Below are 16,111 nucleotides of genomic sequence, written 5' to 3' on the forward strand. Positions count from 1 at the left end.
ACAGGTAGGTACAAACAGGTATCCTCCCCTGTATTTAAACAGGGAGAATCAAGCATCAAAGGCTGCCAGGCAAAAGGATTCCTGCAGCTAAACTGCAGTTTTTAGCACCCTTTACTAATTAATAGCGGTCTTTGAAATGGCTTTATAAGAATGCGGTTAGTTTGTCCTTTTGTTGCTGCTTTCAGGCCGTTAAAGTCGTATTTCGGGATAGCAGCCATTCCTTCCTGAACAGGAAAATGAACAGATGTTATGCACCAGGAAAATAGAACATCAGCATGCTGTTGCGCAGCAAACGTGAAAAAGAATTAGCTAAAAAGTCCTTGAAATGACTGAAAACAGTGGACTCGGAGAGCGGTGGAAAGGAGTATAATTCTGTTCATGAGTTATTTGTTTAAGGTGAGATATAAACCAAGATTAATCAATAAAAAAATTATTACCAAGCCAATAAACCAAAAAAAAATATCCTGAAAAGCGAATATAGCTACAGTAAATCTTTTTTATAAAATGCAACCTATTGACTGTTAGATCTTTAAATCATGAAAGCAATTTTGTTAATATTTGCTAGGCAAAGGATATTAACAGAAAGCAACCCGGCGGTAAATTTTGGTAGCTTGTACGAGAATAAGTATAATTTAGATAATATTTTTTTGACTTTATAAACAAAAGGTGTAGAAAAGAGCTTCTTTATAGGCAGGTCATTTGCGCTTATCCTCCTTTGCGAATCCTATCTCTGCAAGCGTTCTTTCTCTAAGATAGCCTGACTTAGGTTTTAGCATAGCTCCCATTCTGTTTCAAAAAAGAAAAGGCCCCCGGAAACCGGGGGCCTTTGTCCATTGAAGAAAACTACTACCTAGTAATCTTATCTATCTACTTTAATTTTATCTACTAAACATCCCAGAACAGCTTTGTAGCGCTTGCATAACCACCAACCGCTGAAGCAGCTGCAGAACGGCTAGCACCATTAAGAGCCTACTCATTGATTGGATAGATTACTCTGGTAGGAACTATGAGATCAGCAATTGGAGGTAATAAAGTTAGTGCATCTAATCTTCTCAGTCCAGGCATCATACCCTCTATTTTAAAGAGCGATCCATTTTTGTGCACCGATCTTCTGTCTCCATACATTAGCCTCTGTTAACTCATTATAATCAAAACCACTGCCGACTGTAAACATCAACGACCCGACCTACACAAGCAACCTCCTTTGTAGGTTTAACTCAGTGAATGCAAGTCAGGCATATATCCTGCAGAGACTTATTAGTTAGTATACAAAAAGAAACTGCCCATGCTGGGCAGTTTCTTTTAAGGGAATGTACTTAGAGCTTATTTTCTAGGCCCTAGGTATTTATACGTTTCAGTCCAGGTGGTTCTATCCGCTCCGCGTTGAACCATGATATAGGTTACCTCTAATTTATCAGGAGTACCATCGGCTTTGAATGTCATTTTATTCACACCAACACCTACTTTACCAGCTCTTAGGTTAGCTCCGGCGCCTTGTCCATAAGCATTTACAACGCTTTCCACATTATCCTGTGCATCGAAGTTAAACTGTGCCAAGAAGCTTCCATAATAGCTTGCACCAGCTCCTGTATCGAATATATGTCCCGCGAGATGTTCTCCTGAGTCATTATATTCTACTGTGTTTGCATCTACTGTGATCAATTCAACCTCTTTGGGATAATATCCAACAAAGGCCGCATTGGTTGCATCCACCATTGTTCCAGTTACAGCATATACACCATCATACTTATTTTTCGCCCCAACTGAATAAATTGCAGTCTGGTGATTACCGCTTATTATTCCATGGTTAGTTGCTGAGATAGTAAGTGGCAAAGCATACTTTTTAGTCAAGTCAAACTGATCGGTCTTTAGCTTGATATTAAGGGTAACTCTGCGCTCACCTTTAGGTATGGTAACCGTTGTGGTTGGCATACTATAAAAATTTGCCGGCAATACCTCGAAATCCAGAGCTTCATCATCAGGGTCATTGGTTTCATTATCCCATGCATTGTAACGGTCTAACGCTGCAGGATCAACAGTCAAATTAACTGTAATATCTGTTGATGCCACTTCAGCACCGGAATAACTGATCACTACAGGAAAGTCCACCTCTGGCTTTATTTCAAAGGAGTTCACATACAATGGATGTACAGCTCCTAATGACGATTTGATTGGAGTAGCGCTATAAAACTCTACTACATTAGCTGAATCGTCAGGATTGAACACAGGATCTTCATCAACACAGGATGAAAGTCCTATTACAGCCAGCAGAACTAAGAATATATTTTTGAATTTTTTCATTTTGATAGATCTTAATTTGGTTAATCTAAATCCCAGAAGATTGGAGTATTGAATGCGTTAACACCAGAAGGAGCATTTTTAGGGTTTACCTGGTACTCTGAAGCTGGATACAATACACGCACTGGAAGTTTATCAGCTCTTGATGAAGCAGATTTAATAGAAGCGAATGTAGAACCAGTAGTTACTGCAGGATATCCTGTTCTTCTATACTCATTCCAGGCTTCATGGCCATGAATAAAATTAAGCGCTATATACTTCTGTGTTATAATAGCCTCAATTTTCTTCTCCACAGATCCTGCAGCTGTATAATCCACTAACGGCTCGCCAGCGTTAGCCGCAATGTAGGCCGCAGCATCACCAGCAGGATCATACCCACTTTCCACATTTCCGTTCACGTTCTTATAAAGATATTCAAAAGAGCGCTCAATTCCTGTGTTGAAAGCAGCCTGGTCATCACCTGTTAACAGGCCTCTTGCATAGGCTTCCGCTAACAAGAAGTAGCTTTCAGCAGCTAACATCAAAGGCTGCCCCATGGACCGGCCTTTAAAGATACCGACTGTATTAGCTGCGTTGCTACCTGTACCAGCCCCTACAAACCATGCAATATTATTAGAAGGCGCTGTTGGAGCATCAGCATCTTCATCGCCCAGCGTATTGGTTGGTGGCTTTGGGAAGTTAATGTACGTTACAGCACCTCTAGCCTCATCCTCTATTTTGGTGCCATCATAGAAATCCAACACAAAATTGCTTGGGATGCGTGAGCGCCCGCTACCTGCTGCAGTACCGGTTGCGCTGCTATGGTAGCGTTCCCACATCGGGTTCTGCTTTCCTGCACTAGCAGCATAGCCAGGGTTTACAATTGCATCCTCCTCCAGGAATTTAGTAGTTGCGTTGAATGAAGCAAACTCCTGATTAACAAAAGAGGCTAAAGAAGGTACTTCTGAAATACGAACCAATGCCTTTAGCTTCAATGTATTGGCAAAACGCTCCCATTCTTGCATATCTCCTCCAAACATTACATCGCCTGATTTGATAGCACCTGCATTCTCGGAGTTATTGATTAGATAAAGTGCCGAATCTAATTTATTTGCAATAAGATCCTGATAAATGGCATCAGCTTTATCATACGCAGGAGTAACTTTATTACTCCCTTGCAGTGCTTCTGTATAAGGAACATCCCCATAAGTATCAACCAGAAGTTGATAATTATATGCAATCATGATTTTAGCAATTGCATCATAATAAGCTAGCTCTTCTTTACCTTGAGACGTAGTTTCGATATACTTGTAGTCATTCAAATTATCGTACGCTGTACTCCAAAGGTTATTATAGTCGCTTGTAGTATAATTGTAGGTTAGTACAGATCCCCAACCACCAAAACCACCAGCATTCACGATGTAACCTACATGCCATGAGCCATAGTCATTATAAGTAACCGTTGTAGCAGCAGTATTTGTTAATGCATTAGGAAGTACCTGCTGCGGTGTAGATTCAATAGCCTGATTTGGGTTCTCGTTGATATCTAAAAAATGCTCACATGAAACCGTTGACAGAGCTATCGTTCCTAGTATAAAAAATTTAAATATTCTCTTCATGATAGTCTTCTAATTAGAATGTTACTGAAACTGTTGCGCCATAGTAACGTGTTGGCGGCGTTTGACCCAAAGTGGTGATACCAATGGCATTACCATCTGAGAAGTTGTAGTCAGGGTCTGTATACTGGTTAGATTCAGGTAACCAAAGTTTTAAGTTACGAGCTTGTACACTGATGCTGGCAGCTTTTACGAACTTTACAGCTCCCAATATGCTGGTTGGTAAATCATAAGACAGGGAAGCTTCACGCCATCTCCAATAATCACCTCTGGTCACATAGTTTGAAGCTACAGACATGTTGTAGTCACCATTTGCGAAGAACCCGGCACCACCATCCTGTACAGTTATGTTTGTATTAGCTTCATACTGCCCAGTTTCAGGATTTAAGAAAGAAGAATTAGGGATTACAAAGCGGTCACGGTTATACTGCGCACTTCTGGCGGAAGAACCTGAAAAGTCAAATGTTGAGCCACCATTGTGGTATCTGTAGAAGTTACCTCTGTGCTCAAAAAGGGAAGTAAAGCGGAAGCTTTTAAATCTTGCCTCAATATTAAGGCCTAAACGATGCAACGGTTCGGTATGTCCAAGCATCTTCAACCCCGTTGCTGCTGTAGGATAACCAGTAACACGGTCTACAATAATTCTACCCTGCTCATCGCGCACATAGTCAGTACCCATAATAACAGGGAAAGCCTGACCAGCAACGGCATAAACTTGAGCATTTCCACCGGTGGATAACTGGATATTATCTAGGTCGGAAGAGATTGAAAGCACTTCTCCCTTGTTATAAGTATAGTTACCACCTAAAGTAAGTCCCCAAGTTTCAGTATTAATCGGAGTTACATTTAAGGAAGCTTCTACACCTCTGTTTTGCGTCTCACCAGTGTTTACAAGGTAGCTGGAGTAACCTGTAGCCCTTGACACTCCTGTCGCAACAGTCTGATCTACTGTATTTGTTTGATAATAAGTAAACTTTGTTGAAACAAGATCATTCAGGAATGAAGCATCAAAACCATACTCATACCCTGTCGTCATTTCTGGCTTCAGGTTAGGAGAAACAATTCTATCATCAAGTGAATAGCCGGTTAGGCTTCCGTATGGGAAACCTCCTGTTGGAGCAAATGTAGGCTGTAACTGGTAAGCACCAAATGTGGTTCTTGAAGAAGTTAAGTTCACCTGACCTACTTTAGACCAGCCGGCTCTTAACTTTAAGTGATTTAAGATCTCATTGTCTCGTAAAGCAGAAATTGCTTCTGTTGCGGTGAAAGCAATGTCAACGGAAGGGTAGAAGAAAGATCTGTTTTCTTTTGCAAGAATAGAAGTCCAGTCATTACGTCCTGTAAAGTGCAGGAACAAATAATCTTTAAATCCAATAGTTGCATCTCCGAAAACACCTATCTGGCGAGCCTCATAGTTACCCTCGGAAGCCCCTGGTTCACCAACACGATTGCTTATGTTGAACAGACCTGGGTTTACTAAGCCATTACCATAGATGCCTATTGACTTAGAATAGTTTGATCGGATACTCTGTCCAAGAATCACTTTGAAAGAGAAGTCATTAACATCCTTTGTGAACTGGGCCAGGAAGTCTGAGTTAAGCTGGGTTGAGTTGTAAGTATTATCAGACACAGAACCGGCTTCATCATACTTACTTGAAGAGATACCCTTTGTATAATCGGAAAGCGTAAACATATCCACCTTATTTTTGGTATTGGATACTCTGTTTGTTATACCAACACGGTAAGTTAAGTCCAACCAGTTGAGGGGGGCATACTTTAGCTCTGCATTTCCAATCAGGTAATTATTGCGCACATCCTGACGGTAATTATCAATCAGGAAATAAGGGTTATCATAATATTCATTGTAATAACCGTTAGGGTTTGCATAAGGATTATTTCTCCAATCCTTATACTGAGTAAGAGGAATGTGTGCAGGTGTCTGTAACAACGCATCGAACATGTTTGCTGTTTGCGTAGTTATATCATAGTTGTTCTGAGTATAGTTACTATTAAAGTTTAACTTTAATTTGTTACCCAGATCATGGCTTGCATTGATACGAACGGAAGTACGATCAAACTTGTCTCCGGGTGTAGTACCTGTTACATCCAGGCGTTGTCCGGCAACATAGAACGTAGATTTGTCATTCCCAGAAGAAAGTGAGAAGTCTGTTTGATTCTGCACACCTGTATCCCAGAAATCGTATTTATCATTTCGTGCAGAGTAAGGGACAGTTTGAATTGATCCATCTGCTAATGGCTTACCGATCTGTACCATTGAACCATCGAAAGCAGGACCATACTGCTGGTTTTCGTAAGGTACATACGTCTGCTCACCACCAGCAGAACCTGATCCAAACTTATTTTGCAGTTTAGGGAAGAAGCTTATTTCTTCTAACGTAGTAGTGTGAGAAACCGTCACGCTGTTTACGCCTGCTTTTCCTTTCTTAGTAGTGATCAGAATTGCACCATTGGATGCATCAGAACCATAAAGAGCGGCAGCATTACCACCGTTAAGCACAGTAACAGCGTCGATATCCTCTGGGTTTAGATTTCCCAGAACTTCGTTTGGCACAATTACATTGTCCAATACGATGAGAGCTTCGTTGTTACCAGTCAATGAACGCATACCACGTAGGGTAACCCGAACGTTTGGATTTACACCACTGCCGATCGCGTTGATCTGTAAACCAGCAACTTTACCTGTTAAGCCAGTAGCAATGTTTGGAGTTTTACCTTGCGTTAGCTCCTGGGTTTTGATTGTGGTTGTATTATAACCCTGCTCTTTTACCTGTCGCTCAATACCACCTGCTCCAACAATAACAACTTCACTTAGTTGCTTTGAATCTACACCTAAACCAACATTTACAGTTGTAGCATTTCCAATTTCACGTTCTGTTGTAGCATAACCAATAAAACGAAAAACGAGAGTCGTACCGCCTTGTGGCACATTAACAGTATACGACCCGTCACCGCCTGTGGCTGTACCCACCGTTGTGCCTTTAACGAGTACCGTTACCCCGGGCAAGGGCTGACTTGTGGAGGCATCCGTCACCTTACCGGTGATGGTTCTTACTTGTGCCATGGCCTGCTGCAGCAGGGCTGTCACCAGCAAGAAGCATAGTAATAGAATTTTCTTCATTGTGCTGTTAGTTTAAGGTAAGTGTTAAAAATTATTAATAAAAAAACACAGGTAACCAAAGGCCACCTTGTTGGCAAAGCATATGAACCGGCAGTTGCAAATGAATATTATAAGCACTTGAACTCAGGTATGGAGAAAATTTTGGAAAAAACTACCTGCCAATAGATGTTCGCAATAAACATTTCATAGCATTCTGAATATAATGGCAGCATATTATGACTTTGGCTTTTTATAAAGAAATTCTGGTACGTTGCACCTTTACTACTGCCGCTTTCCAGTAGCTAAAAGTAATAATGCAGGATGCACACCCATACTTGAATTCATCAGAAAATGAGCAGGTTTTTGCACCCAAATACCAGAATTTTGGACTGCTACTAAGCAGCGGTAATGAAAAGAATCATCTAAGAAGCCACTGAAACTGACGTGAATGCATGTAAGCAGGGAACCTGGAGAGAGGTAAAAAGAGGTATAATTCTTATCATATATTATCTGTATAGGGTAATACTTAAACCAAGATTAATCAATAATAAAAATATTACCAAGCCTATCCTTCAAAAAAAAATTGCACCAAATAATTCTCATAATACAAAATCGAAATTTTAATATATAGTCGATTAATTATCAGCGCTTTGTAAAAAAATAAAATTTAATGCTTTCTCACGTCTTTCGCTTTGTCAAATAAATAACATGCGAAGTTTAGCCTCCGCTACCTCATACTACTTGCTTTGAATGACTGTCATATATTCTTCAGCTCCTACTGTTTAGAAGAAAAAGGCTGCTCTGATCAATAACTATATGAGGCCTCTGCCTCTCCTTCTTAAAAGCACTTACATACTTCTCGGCTTCGCTCTGGTAAAAGGCCTAGTACGCATGGTTTTAAAAAAGAAAAGGCCTCCGGAAACCGGGGGCCTTTATCCAATGAAGAAGACTACTACCTAGTATTTTCTTATCTATCTGCTTTTCTTTGCTAAGAAGCGTTGTTAGTTTACGTCCCAGAACACCTTTACTGTCGCCAGGTCGCCCCCCATGGCGGAGGCGGCGGTAGTATAATTGCTGCTATTAAGCTGAGACTCATTTGCCGGGTAAGGGAATCGGGTTGGCACTACATCAAACTCGGCAGTACTGGGTGCTACAAGTTGCGGATAATCCAATCTCCTATACTCGGTCCATGCTTCAAAGCCGCGGTTATATAGGGCTATCCATTTCTGTAACCCGATCTGCTGCCTGAAATCCCCTCCCGGGTTATAGGCAACGGAGGGTTGCGCCAGATAAGTTTTTACCTGCGCCTCAGGTATGCCCCATTCTTCCATCGAAGCGGTTATGGCAGCATTGTAATGGCTAGCCGCATCATCTGATATAAAGCCTCTTGCAGCTGCTTCAGCCAGGTAAAACTCTACGTCTGAATACGACAGAATAGTAGCATCGTAGCCGGGTGCCTGAATGGCATCGCTTACATGCGAGAAGTTGGCAAAGTTGTTACTTGCCCCATAAACCCCTCCTTTATACTGGCCGGCACCCCCGAATTCGGTAAAGTAAGCTGCCCGACGCGGATCTTTGAGCTCATTCATCCTGTCTACCAGGGTATTTGCCGGAACAAAGTCATCCCTGCCGCTTTGCACCAGGTTCACCCACACGGGATTCGTGTTCGGGGTTGTTTCCTGGTAATCCAGGGTGGCATTGTCGGCATTGGAGGTAAACACATTCGGAGCTGCTGCAGTTACAGCGGCCTGCGCTTTTGCGGGGTCCACATCGGCAATGGTCATCCCCATTTTAAGTTTAAGAGAATTTCCAAACTTGATCCACTGCGCTACATCACCATTATAATACAGGTCGGCGCCAGGCGTAAAGCTGCCCGAACCGGCTGTATCCAGCGAAGCCAAGGCGTTATCTAGCCGGGTAAACAGGTCGGCATAAATAGCAGCATCATCATCATACTTCGGGGCCACATTTTTATAATCCAGCGCTTCAAAATAAGGGATGTCCCCATACGTATCTACTAAGACCGTCCAGGTATATACTTCCATGATTTCTACTATCGCCAGCTGATTCTTCTGCAAGGCCGGATCCGTAAAGGACTCGTCTGCAGCAATGATGTCTTTCGACTCTTTCAGGTCTCTTAATACATCCCGGTAGAGCGAATGCCAGAAGAACTGCGGAATGTTGCGAGTAGCAAAATCGTAGTTCGATTCCTCGGTATAAGTAGTTTCCGTCCACTGTTGGGCCAGCAGTCTGAAAATACCGCTGTTCACGTTGGGCGTGGTTAAGGCATCTACCAGGTTGCGCTGCGCATTCGATAACAAGGTGGCTGCAGGCACTTCCGTGGCCTGCTTCTTGTTGATGTTCATCTCCTCGAAGTTATCCGTACAGGCCGCTATAGCAAGCGCGATCCCTAGGAATATAAATAGCTTTTTCATTTTGATACGGGTTAAAATCTTGCTCTAACATTAAAACCAATGTTTCGGGTGGTAGGATAACTACCCACTTGGTAGCCGCCTGTCAGGTTACCAGAGCTCAGGCCATCTTCCGGATCGGCATACGGCAGGTTCTTATGGATTATCCACAGGTTTCTTCCATAGGCGGATATATCGATGCCTTTGATCAAACCGAATTTAGACACCACAGACTCGGGCAAACTATAAGAAAGCGTCGCTTCTCTGAGTTTCACAAAGCCTGCATCGTACACAAATTCTGCGGGCGGCAGGCTGTTGTAACCAAAGGCCGTATAAGCCTCTACTCTGGTATCGTTTGGCGTGCCATCCTCTTTTACACCCGGAAAGATGTAACCCCCACTATTTGGGGCATAAGTACCATCGGCATTTATAACTACAGGATTCCTGACCGGGTTACCCAGGTCGTTGGTAAAGGCCGTCAGTTTACTCACCCCGGTACCCTGGCCATAGTACTGATCAAGCGAGAACACATCGCCGCCATGCTTCACATCGATCAAAAAGCCCAGCGAAACCCCTTTGAACTGGAAAGTGTTACTAATGCCTCCGATCCAGTCCGGATTCAGGTCGCCAATAATGTTGTTGGAGGTGGCGGTTGTCAGGTAGTAGCCATCCTCGTCCACCACCCGCTGTCCCTGGTCGTTGTAAACAAAGCTGCGGCCTTTAATGGTACCGTAAGACTCCCCAACAGCAGCGTTGATGGATACGCCACCCTGAAATGCGCCGATCTGGTAATTCTGGATCGGACCTAAGTCTTTTACCAGGTTTCGGTTGCGGGTCCAGTTGGCATTGATGGTCCAGGAGAAGGCATCTGTTTTTACCGGCGTACCATACACGGACAGCTCAAAACCTTTGTTCTCCACGTCCCCGGCGTTGATCACCAGGAAGTCATACCCGGTGGAGCGGGACACCGGCACTGGCAGGATCTGGTCTACGCTGTTAGTTTTATAGTAGCTCAGATCAAAACCGGCCCGGCCATCCATAAACGACATCTCCGTACCAATTTCATAGCTCTTGGAGCGCTCCGGCTTCAGGTCTGGGTTAGACTTGGTTCCGGGCACAGAGAACAGGGTGTTGCCACCAAAAGGGTCCGGCTTAAAGTACGCATCCCGGGTATAGGCAAACGGAGCACCCTGGCCTACTTCTGCATAGTTTGCCCTGATCTTACCACTGGTTAACCAGTAATTGGGTTCCATCAGCTCAGAAAACACAAAGCTACCGGAAATGGACGGGTAGGTAAATGTGTTGTTATTCGACGGCAGGGTTGAGGCCTGGTCTACCCGGTAAGAGGCGTCCACGAAAGCCAGCTGCTTGTAGCCTAGTGTAACGCTTGCAAAATAACCATTCACCTGAAGCGGCTCATCCGTTTCGTAGGGCGCATTTAAAGGGTTCAAGGAGTTAGACAGTGAGTATAAGTCCGGCACCACCAAACCGCCATTTGTAACAGCAAAAATGGACTGGGTATGCGTTTTCCTGATGTTGGTACCAATGGTAGCTTTCAGATTGAACAACTCTGACAGGTCCTTGTTGAAATTCGCCATCAGGTCGTAGTTATACTCGCTGAAATTACGGTTAAACCTGGAGTATTCGGATGGCGAAAGCGATCCGACCGCATAGCGCTCTTCCTGCAGCTCTTCATAGGTATCCAATGATATGCGCCCCATCACATTCAGCCATTCTGCAAATTTGTAATCCAGCCTTACGTTACCAAAAAAGCGGCCCCTGTTGTCGTTCTCATAGTTCTTATAGCGGGTAAAGTAGGGGTTATCCCAATAGGCTGGCGACAGGTTTGTGGCACTCTTGATGTTCCAGGTCATGTTGCGGCCTGTTCTTCGGTAGGCATCCTCCTGTTCCTGGATATCCACGTTTGTCTGCCACCACTGCCGGAAGTTGGTTGCCACGTTCTTGTCATCATACCCTGTTCCGTAGCGGCCTTTTCCGGTTATATCAGTATAGTTGATGGAAGCCGAAGCCGTGAGCTTGGTGTTCAGGTTATAAGATGCGGCAAAGTTCACATAGTCCTTCAGGATGCGGCTGTTTGGCAGAATGCCATAATCTGTATTTCTGGAATAGCCCAATTTAAAGTAACCCTGCTCTCCTCCGCCATCAATTGTTACACTGCTAGCCGTACCATGCGAGTTTCTGAAAAAAGTTCTCGGGTCATTTTCGGCGGCCACCCAAGGTCTTTTCTGAAGGTAATTCGGGGCTGTCGGATCAAATGCCGACCACGGGTAATATTGGATATTAGGATCATATGCGCCACCAAAAGAGGCATCTTCCTGGTAAGGAGGCAGAAAATCCACCACACCATCGCCATCAATATCAGCCTCGTTAAAGTAGGCGTCGCTGTTAGGACCATAAAAAGGACCATAACCGGCACCATATTGTTTCTGATAATCCACAAAGGTGCTGTTATCAATAATGCCCCAGTTAGCGCCTGCATTTACGGTAACACCGATGCCTTTATTCTTGGAGCCTTTTTTGGTAGTGATCATGATCACACCATTACCAGCACGGGAGCCGTAAAGCGCCGAGGCCGCAGCTCCTTTCAGCACTGTGATCGAAGCAATATCATCCGGGTTAATATCGGCTGCAGCATTACCGTAGTCGTAGCCACCACGGCCGGTTTGCTGGTTACGGAGCGGGTCAGCGGCACCGTTGCTATTTGTATTCGAGTTATCAATAGGCACCCCATCTACCACAAACAGCGCCTGGTTACTACCCCCAATGGATTTGGAGCCCCGGATTACCACGTTGGTAGAGCCACCCAGGTTGTTGTTGCGCTGGATCTGAACACCCGATACTTTGCCTGACAAGGCATTCACAAAGTTTGTCTCTCTTGTTTTGCTCACTTCATCACCCCCCACTTTCTGGGCGGCATACGGAAGTTCATTCTTTGTCTTTTCAATACCCAGGGCTGTTACCACTACTTCGCTGAGCTGCTTGGTATCCAGCGGCAGGGCAACATCAATGGTTGTGGCATTACCAACAGCCCGTTCCGTGGTAGCGTAGCCAACAAAACTAAAAACGAGCGTGTTGCTGCCATCGGGCACGCCAACTGAATAAGTACCGTCTGCACCGGTAGCAGTGCCAACAGTAGTACCTTTTACCAGTACCGTAACCCCAGGCAGGGGCTGTTTTGTGGAAGCATCCGTCACCGTGCCGGAGACGGCTCTTACTTGGGCCATCGCCTGCTGCAGCAGGGCGGTCACCAGCAAGAAACTAAGAAATAGAATTTTCTTCATTGTGCTGTTTGTTTAAGGTAAGTGTATGGTTAAGAATTAAAGTGCAGGTAGCCGGTGGCATTCCTGGGCGGGGAAGTAAGTATGCGGTGGAGATGTGAAACCCTGCGATTTTAGCGGACGCTTTTGCTTGGCTTCCTGTAAAACTTACGCTTATGAAGAGATGCGCACAATTAAAGAAGAAGCCTTTATAATCAGTCACTTAGCAAGGCAAAACCTTACAGTGTGCAGTAACCTGGAGAGATGTGGTGAAAACTTTTTGTATTAAAAGGCAAGCTTTAACACAGCAGATCAGTAGGCATACCACGCTTATGCAAGACAACTATAAATAGTACAATTTTTATCATTCAACAACACGTTTAAAGTTGTACACTTATTAAATATAAAAACTAATACTATGTTTATCAAGTATTTACAACTATTTATTCTTTATATAATTCAACATAACCTATATAATGATATAAAATTTGTCAGATACTACAGGGCTTTAAAGGCGATTAAGCCCTTATAAAGAGCCTATAAACACGACCTTCAATATTAACATACTTATGTATTTTCAGAAAATATCAGACTGTATGTTTGTTACGAGTATAAACCCGTAGTAGGTATAAAATTTTGCAGATTATTTTTGGTTATACTTATGAAGAATGAGTAAGCGACCGGAAATAAAGAATTAGGAACCTGTACCGGAAGTCAGCATTAAAAAACACCTGGCAGGCACATACCAATAAACCCTTGTGCCTGACAAGGCACAAGGGTTTATTGCATAAAGTATAAAACGGGTGGGCTAGCTAAAAATATGGTAGGTGATAAAAGCCATCACATAGGCAAGGCCACTCATGTATAAGAGCTGCGCCGCAGGCCAGGTCCAGCTCTTTGTTTCGCGGCGCACAATGGCCAGCGTGCTCACGCACTGCATGGCAAAAAGGTAAAAGATCATCAGCGAGAAACTACGGGCCGGGGTGAAGAAAGGATCGCCGTTGGCATCTTTCTCCGACATCAGCTTTTCCTTTATCGTGCTCACGTTCTCCTCCTCGCCTATACTATAAATGGTCGAGATCGTGCCCACAAACACCTCGCGGGCAGCAAAAGAAGTAAGCAGGGCAATTCCGATCTTCCAGTCGTAACCCAGCGGGCGGATAGCAGGCTCTATGGTACGGCCAATGATACCGGCATAGGAACTCTCGAGCTGGTAAGAGGCTATCTTATTCTCGGTCTGTAGTGGGGTCAGGTTGTTTGCTTTGGCTTCGGCTATCGCCTGCACTCTGGCCTGCTCAAAATTGTTGCCAGGCCCATAAGAGGCCAGCACCCAAAGTATAACCGAAATAGCCACAATGACCTTACCTGCTTCAAAAACAAAAGCTTTGGATTTCTCTATGATCGTGATGCCCACATTCTTCCAGCGCGGCATTTTGTAGACCGGGAACTCCATAATGAAGTAGCTGCGTTCCCGGGCTTTGAGAATGGTTTTGAGCAGCAGCGCGGAGAAAATAGCCGCTAGAAAGCCGATCAGGTAAAGCCCCATCAGTACCAGGCCCTGCAGGTTCATAAACCCGAAGTAGTATTTGTCGGGCACTACCAGGGCAATCAGCACCGTGTATACCGGAATGCGGGCCGAACAGCTCATCAGCGGCGTCACAAAGATGGTGATCATGCGGTCTTTCCAGTTCTCGATGGTACGCGCCGACATGATGGCGGGCACCGCACAGGCTACCCCCGAGATCAGCGGCACCACACTTTTGCCGTTCAGGCCAAATTTGCGCATGATCTTGTCCATCATAAACGTCACGCGCGCCATATAGCCGGTTTCCTCCAGAATGGATATAAACGCGAACAGAATGGCGATCTGCGGCACAAATACCAGCACACCGCCCAGTCCGGCAATTACGCCTTCGGTCAGCAGGTTAATAAGCGGGCCATCAAAGTTATCCTGTATCAGGCCATTAAGGCTGGTAATTCCCCGGTCGATCAGGTCCATGGGATAGCTGGCCCAGGCAAAGATAGCCTGGAAGATCAGGAACAGGATGGCAAAAAAGATCAGGTACCCAAATACCTTGTGCGTGAGCACCTGGTCGAGGCGGTTGCTGAACTTCTCGTCCTTGTCTACTTTCTCCACGCGCACCACATCCAGCAGCAGCTCGTTGATGCGGGTATAACGGGCAATGGTTTCGTTGGCCTGCTGAGCATGCGAGTGGAAATCCACGGCCTCCAGCACACCCGCGATCCAGGCGACATCCTCTTCCGATAAAAATTTAAGGCTTTTATACTGATGGGCGTAGTGCAGGGCCTGGTAATCGTTGCGGAGCTGAAACCGCTGACGTATGCTTTGCACCACAGGAATCAGCTCGTCGGGGATTTCATAAAAGCTAACCCGGGAGGCTTCCAGCTGCTGCGACATGATGATCTTGAGGGCGGCAATGCCTATTCCCTTGCGGGCATTCATCGGGATGATGGGCACGCCCAGCTCACGGTGCAGGGCAGGCACGTCGATCTTAACGCCTTCGCTCTCGGCCACATCCACCATGTTCAGCGCCAGCACCACCGGAATCTTCAGATCAGCTAGCTGGGTGTACAGCAGCAGGTTGCGCTTCAGGTTAGAGGCGTCGGCCGTTACGATGACCAGGTCTGGAAAATGGCGCGAGGCCGGATCATAAAGCAGGTCAATGATCACGCGCTCATCCAGCGACTTAGGGTATAAGCTATAGGTGCCCGGCAGGTCAATGATCTGCACTTTGTGGGTAGGCGAAAGCTGGCAATAGCCTGTTTTTTTATCTACCGTTACCCCCGGAAAGTTGCCCACCTTCTGGTTAAGGCCCGTCAGTTGGTTAAAAAGAGACGATTTACCGGAGTTCGGGTTCCCGATCAGCGCTACTTTGGAGACTAAAGGAGGAACTGCAGCCTGCTTGGCCTGCACTTCTTGTGGCTGGATCGTGGCAGTGGTCATGAGGCGCGGGGGATTACTTCTTCAGCAAAATGGTTTCGGCTTCGTCTAAACGCAACGACAGGGTATAATCGTTAACAATAATGGTGATGGGATCACCAAAAGGAGCGCGGCTGTTCAGTTTTACTTCCGTACCAGGAATACAGCCCATTTCCAAAAGCTTAAGACCCATTTCCGGGTCGCTTAGACAACAGATCACACCGCGTTCCCCGATCTTGAGGTCGCGCACGCTTTTCTGTTCTTTTTGCTCTTCTGCCCTTTTTCGCACCGCTCGTTGTTTTTATTTAGACTGTTTATAAACAACTGCAAGTTACAAGGTGTTCACCTTTAAAGCAAAAGTTTTAAGTTAATGTACTGAGGGGTTAATGGGATAATGTGCCGATGTAGTAAGTATAAACTGAAAACGAGGCCCTATAGCAGTATAACTCTCTCCTGGCGCGAGCCTCTGC

The 16,111-nt window shown here is 45.0% G+C and carries 7 protein-coding genes; all 7 read right to left on the bottom strand.

What is annotated here, in order from left to right; translation table 11 throughout:
* Window positions 1-1,323 precede the first annotated feature (1,323 nt).
* Window positions 1,324-2,301, bottom strand: a complete 978-nt coding sequence (locus tag LWL52_RS20190) for a DUF1735 domain-containing protein (RefSeq protein ID WP_242923761.1) — start codon at window positions 2,299-2,301, stop codon at window positions 1,324-1,326.
* Between the two features lie 20 nt (window positions 2,302-2,321).
* The gene (locus LWL52_RS20195) at window positions 2,322-3,896 is read right to left on the bottom strand and encodes a SusD/RagB family nutrient-binding outer membrane lipoprotein (RefSeq protein WP_242923762.1); all 1,575 of its coding nucleotides are present in this window, start codon (window positions 3,894-3,896) and stop codon (window positions 2,322-2,324) included.
* Between the two features lie 13 nt (window positions 3,897-3,909).
* Window positions 3,910-7,032: a SusC/RagA family TonB-linked outer membrane protein gene (locus tag LWL52_RS20200; protein WP_242923763.1), complete on the bottom strand. Its 3,123-nt coding sequence runs from the start codon at window positions 7,030-7,032 to the stop codon at window positions 3,910-3,912.
* Window positions 7,033-8,012: 980 nt separating this feature from the next.
* On the bottom strand, window positions 8,013-9,446 hold the full coding sequence (locus LWL52_RS20205; protein ID WP_242923764.1) for a SusD/RagB family nutrient-binding outer membrane lipoprotein: 1,434 nt from the start codon (window positions 9,444-9,446) through the stop codon (window positions 8,013-8,015).
* A gap of 11 nt (window positions 9,447-9,457) precedes the next feature.
* Entirely contained in the window at window positions 9,458-12,724 is a 3,267-nt protein-coding gene (locus LWL52_RS20210; protein WP_242923765.1) for a SusC/RagA family TonB-linked outer membrane protein, read from the bottom strand.
* A gap of 784 nt (window positions 12,725-13,508) precedes the next feature.
* A complete protein-coding gene (feoB, locus tag LWL52_RS20215) occupies window positions 13,509-15,665 on the bottom strand; it encodes a ferrous iron transport protein B (RefSeq protein ID WP_242923766.1) in 2,157 nt (718 codons plus the stop codon).
* Window positions 15,666-15,678: 13 nt separating this feature from the next.
* On the bottom strand, window positions 15,679-15,930 hold the full coding sequence (locus tag LWL52_RS20220) for a FeoA family protein (protein WP_242923767.1): 252 nt from the start codon (window positions 15,928-15,930) through the stop codon (window positions 15,679-15,681).
* Window positions 15,931-16,111 lie beyond the last annotated feature (181 nt).

This window comes from Pontibacter liquoris (assembly GCF_022758235.1).
Classification (GTDB): Bacteria; Bacteroidota; Bacteroidia; order Cytophagales; family Hymenobacteraceae; genus Pontibacter; species Pontibacter liquoris.

Excerpts from the sequence above, each read along its gene's own strand:
- LWL52_RS20190 (WP_242923761.1), bottom strand. The coding sequence starts at position 2,301 with ATGAAAAAATTCAAAAATATATTCTTAGTTCTGCTGGCTGTAATAGGA.
- LWL52_RS20195 (WP_242923762.1), bottom strand. The coding sequence starts at position 3,896 with ATGAAGAGAATATTTAAATTTTTTATACTAGGAACGATAGCTCTGTCA.
- LWL52_RS20200 (WP_242923763.1), bottom strand. The coding sequence starts at position 7,032 with ATGAAGAAAATTCTATTACTATGCTTCTTGCTGGTGACAGCCCTGCTG.
- LWL52_RS20205 (WP_242923764.1), bottom strand. The coding sequence starts at position 9,446 with ATGAAAAAGCTATTTATATTCCTAGGGATCGCGCTTGCTATAGCGGCC.
- LWL52_RS20210 (WP_242923765.1), bottom strand. The coding sequence starts at position 12,724 with ATGAAGAAAATTCTATTTCTTAGTTTCTTGCTGGTGACCGCCCTGCTG.
- feoB (WP_242923766.1), bottom strand. The coding sequence starts at position 15,665 with ATGACCACTGCCACGATCCAGCCACAAGAAGTGCAGGCCAAGCAGGCT.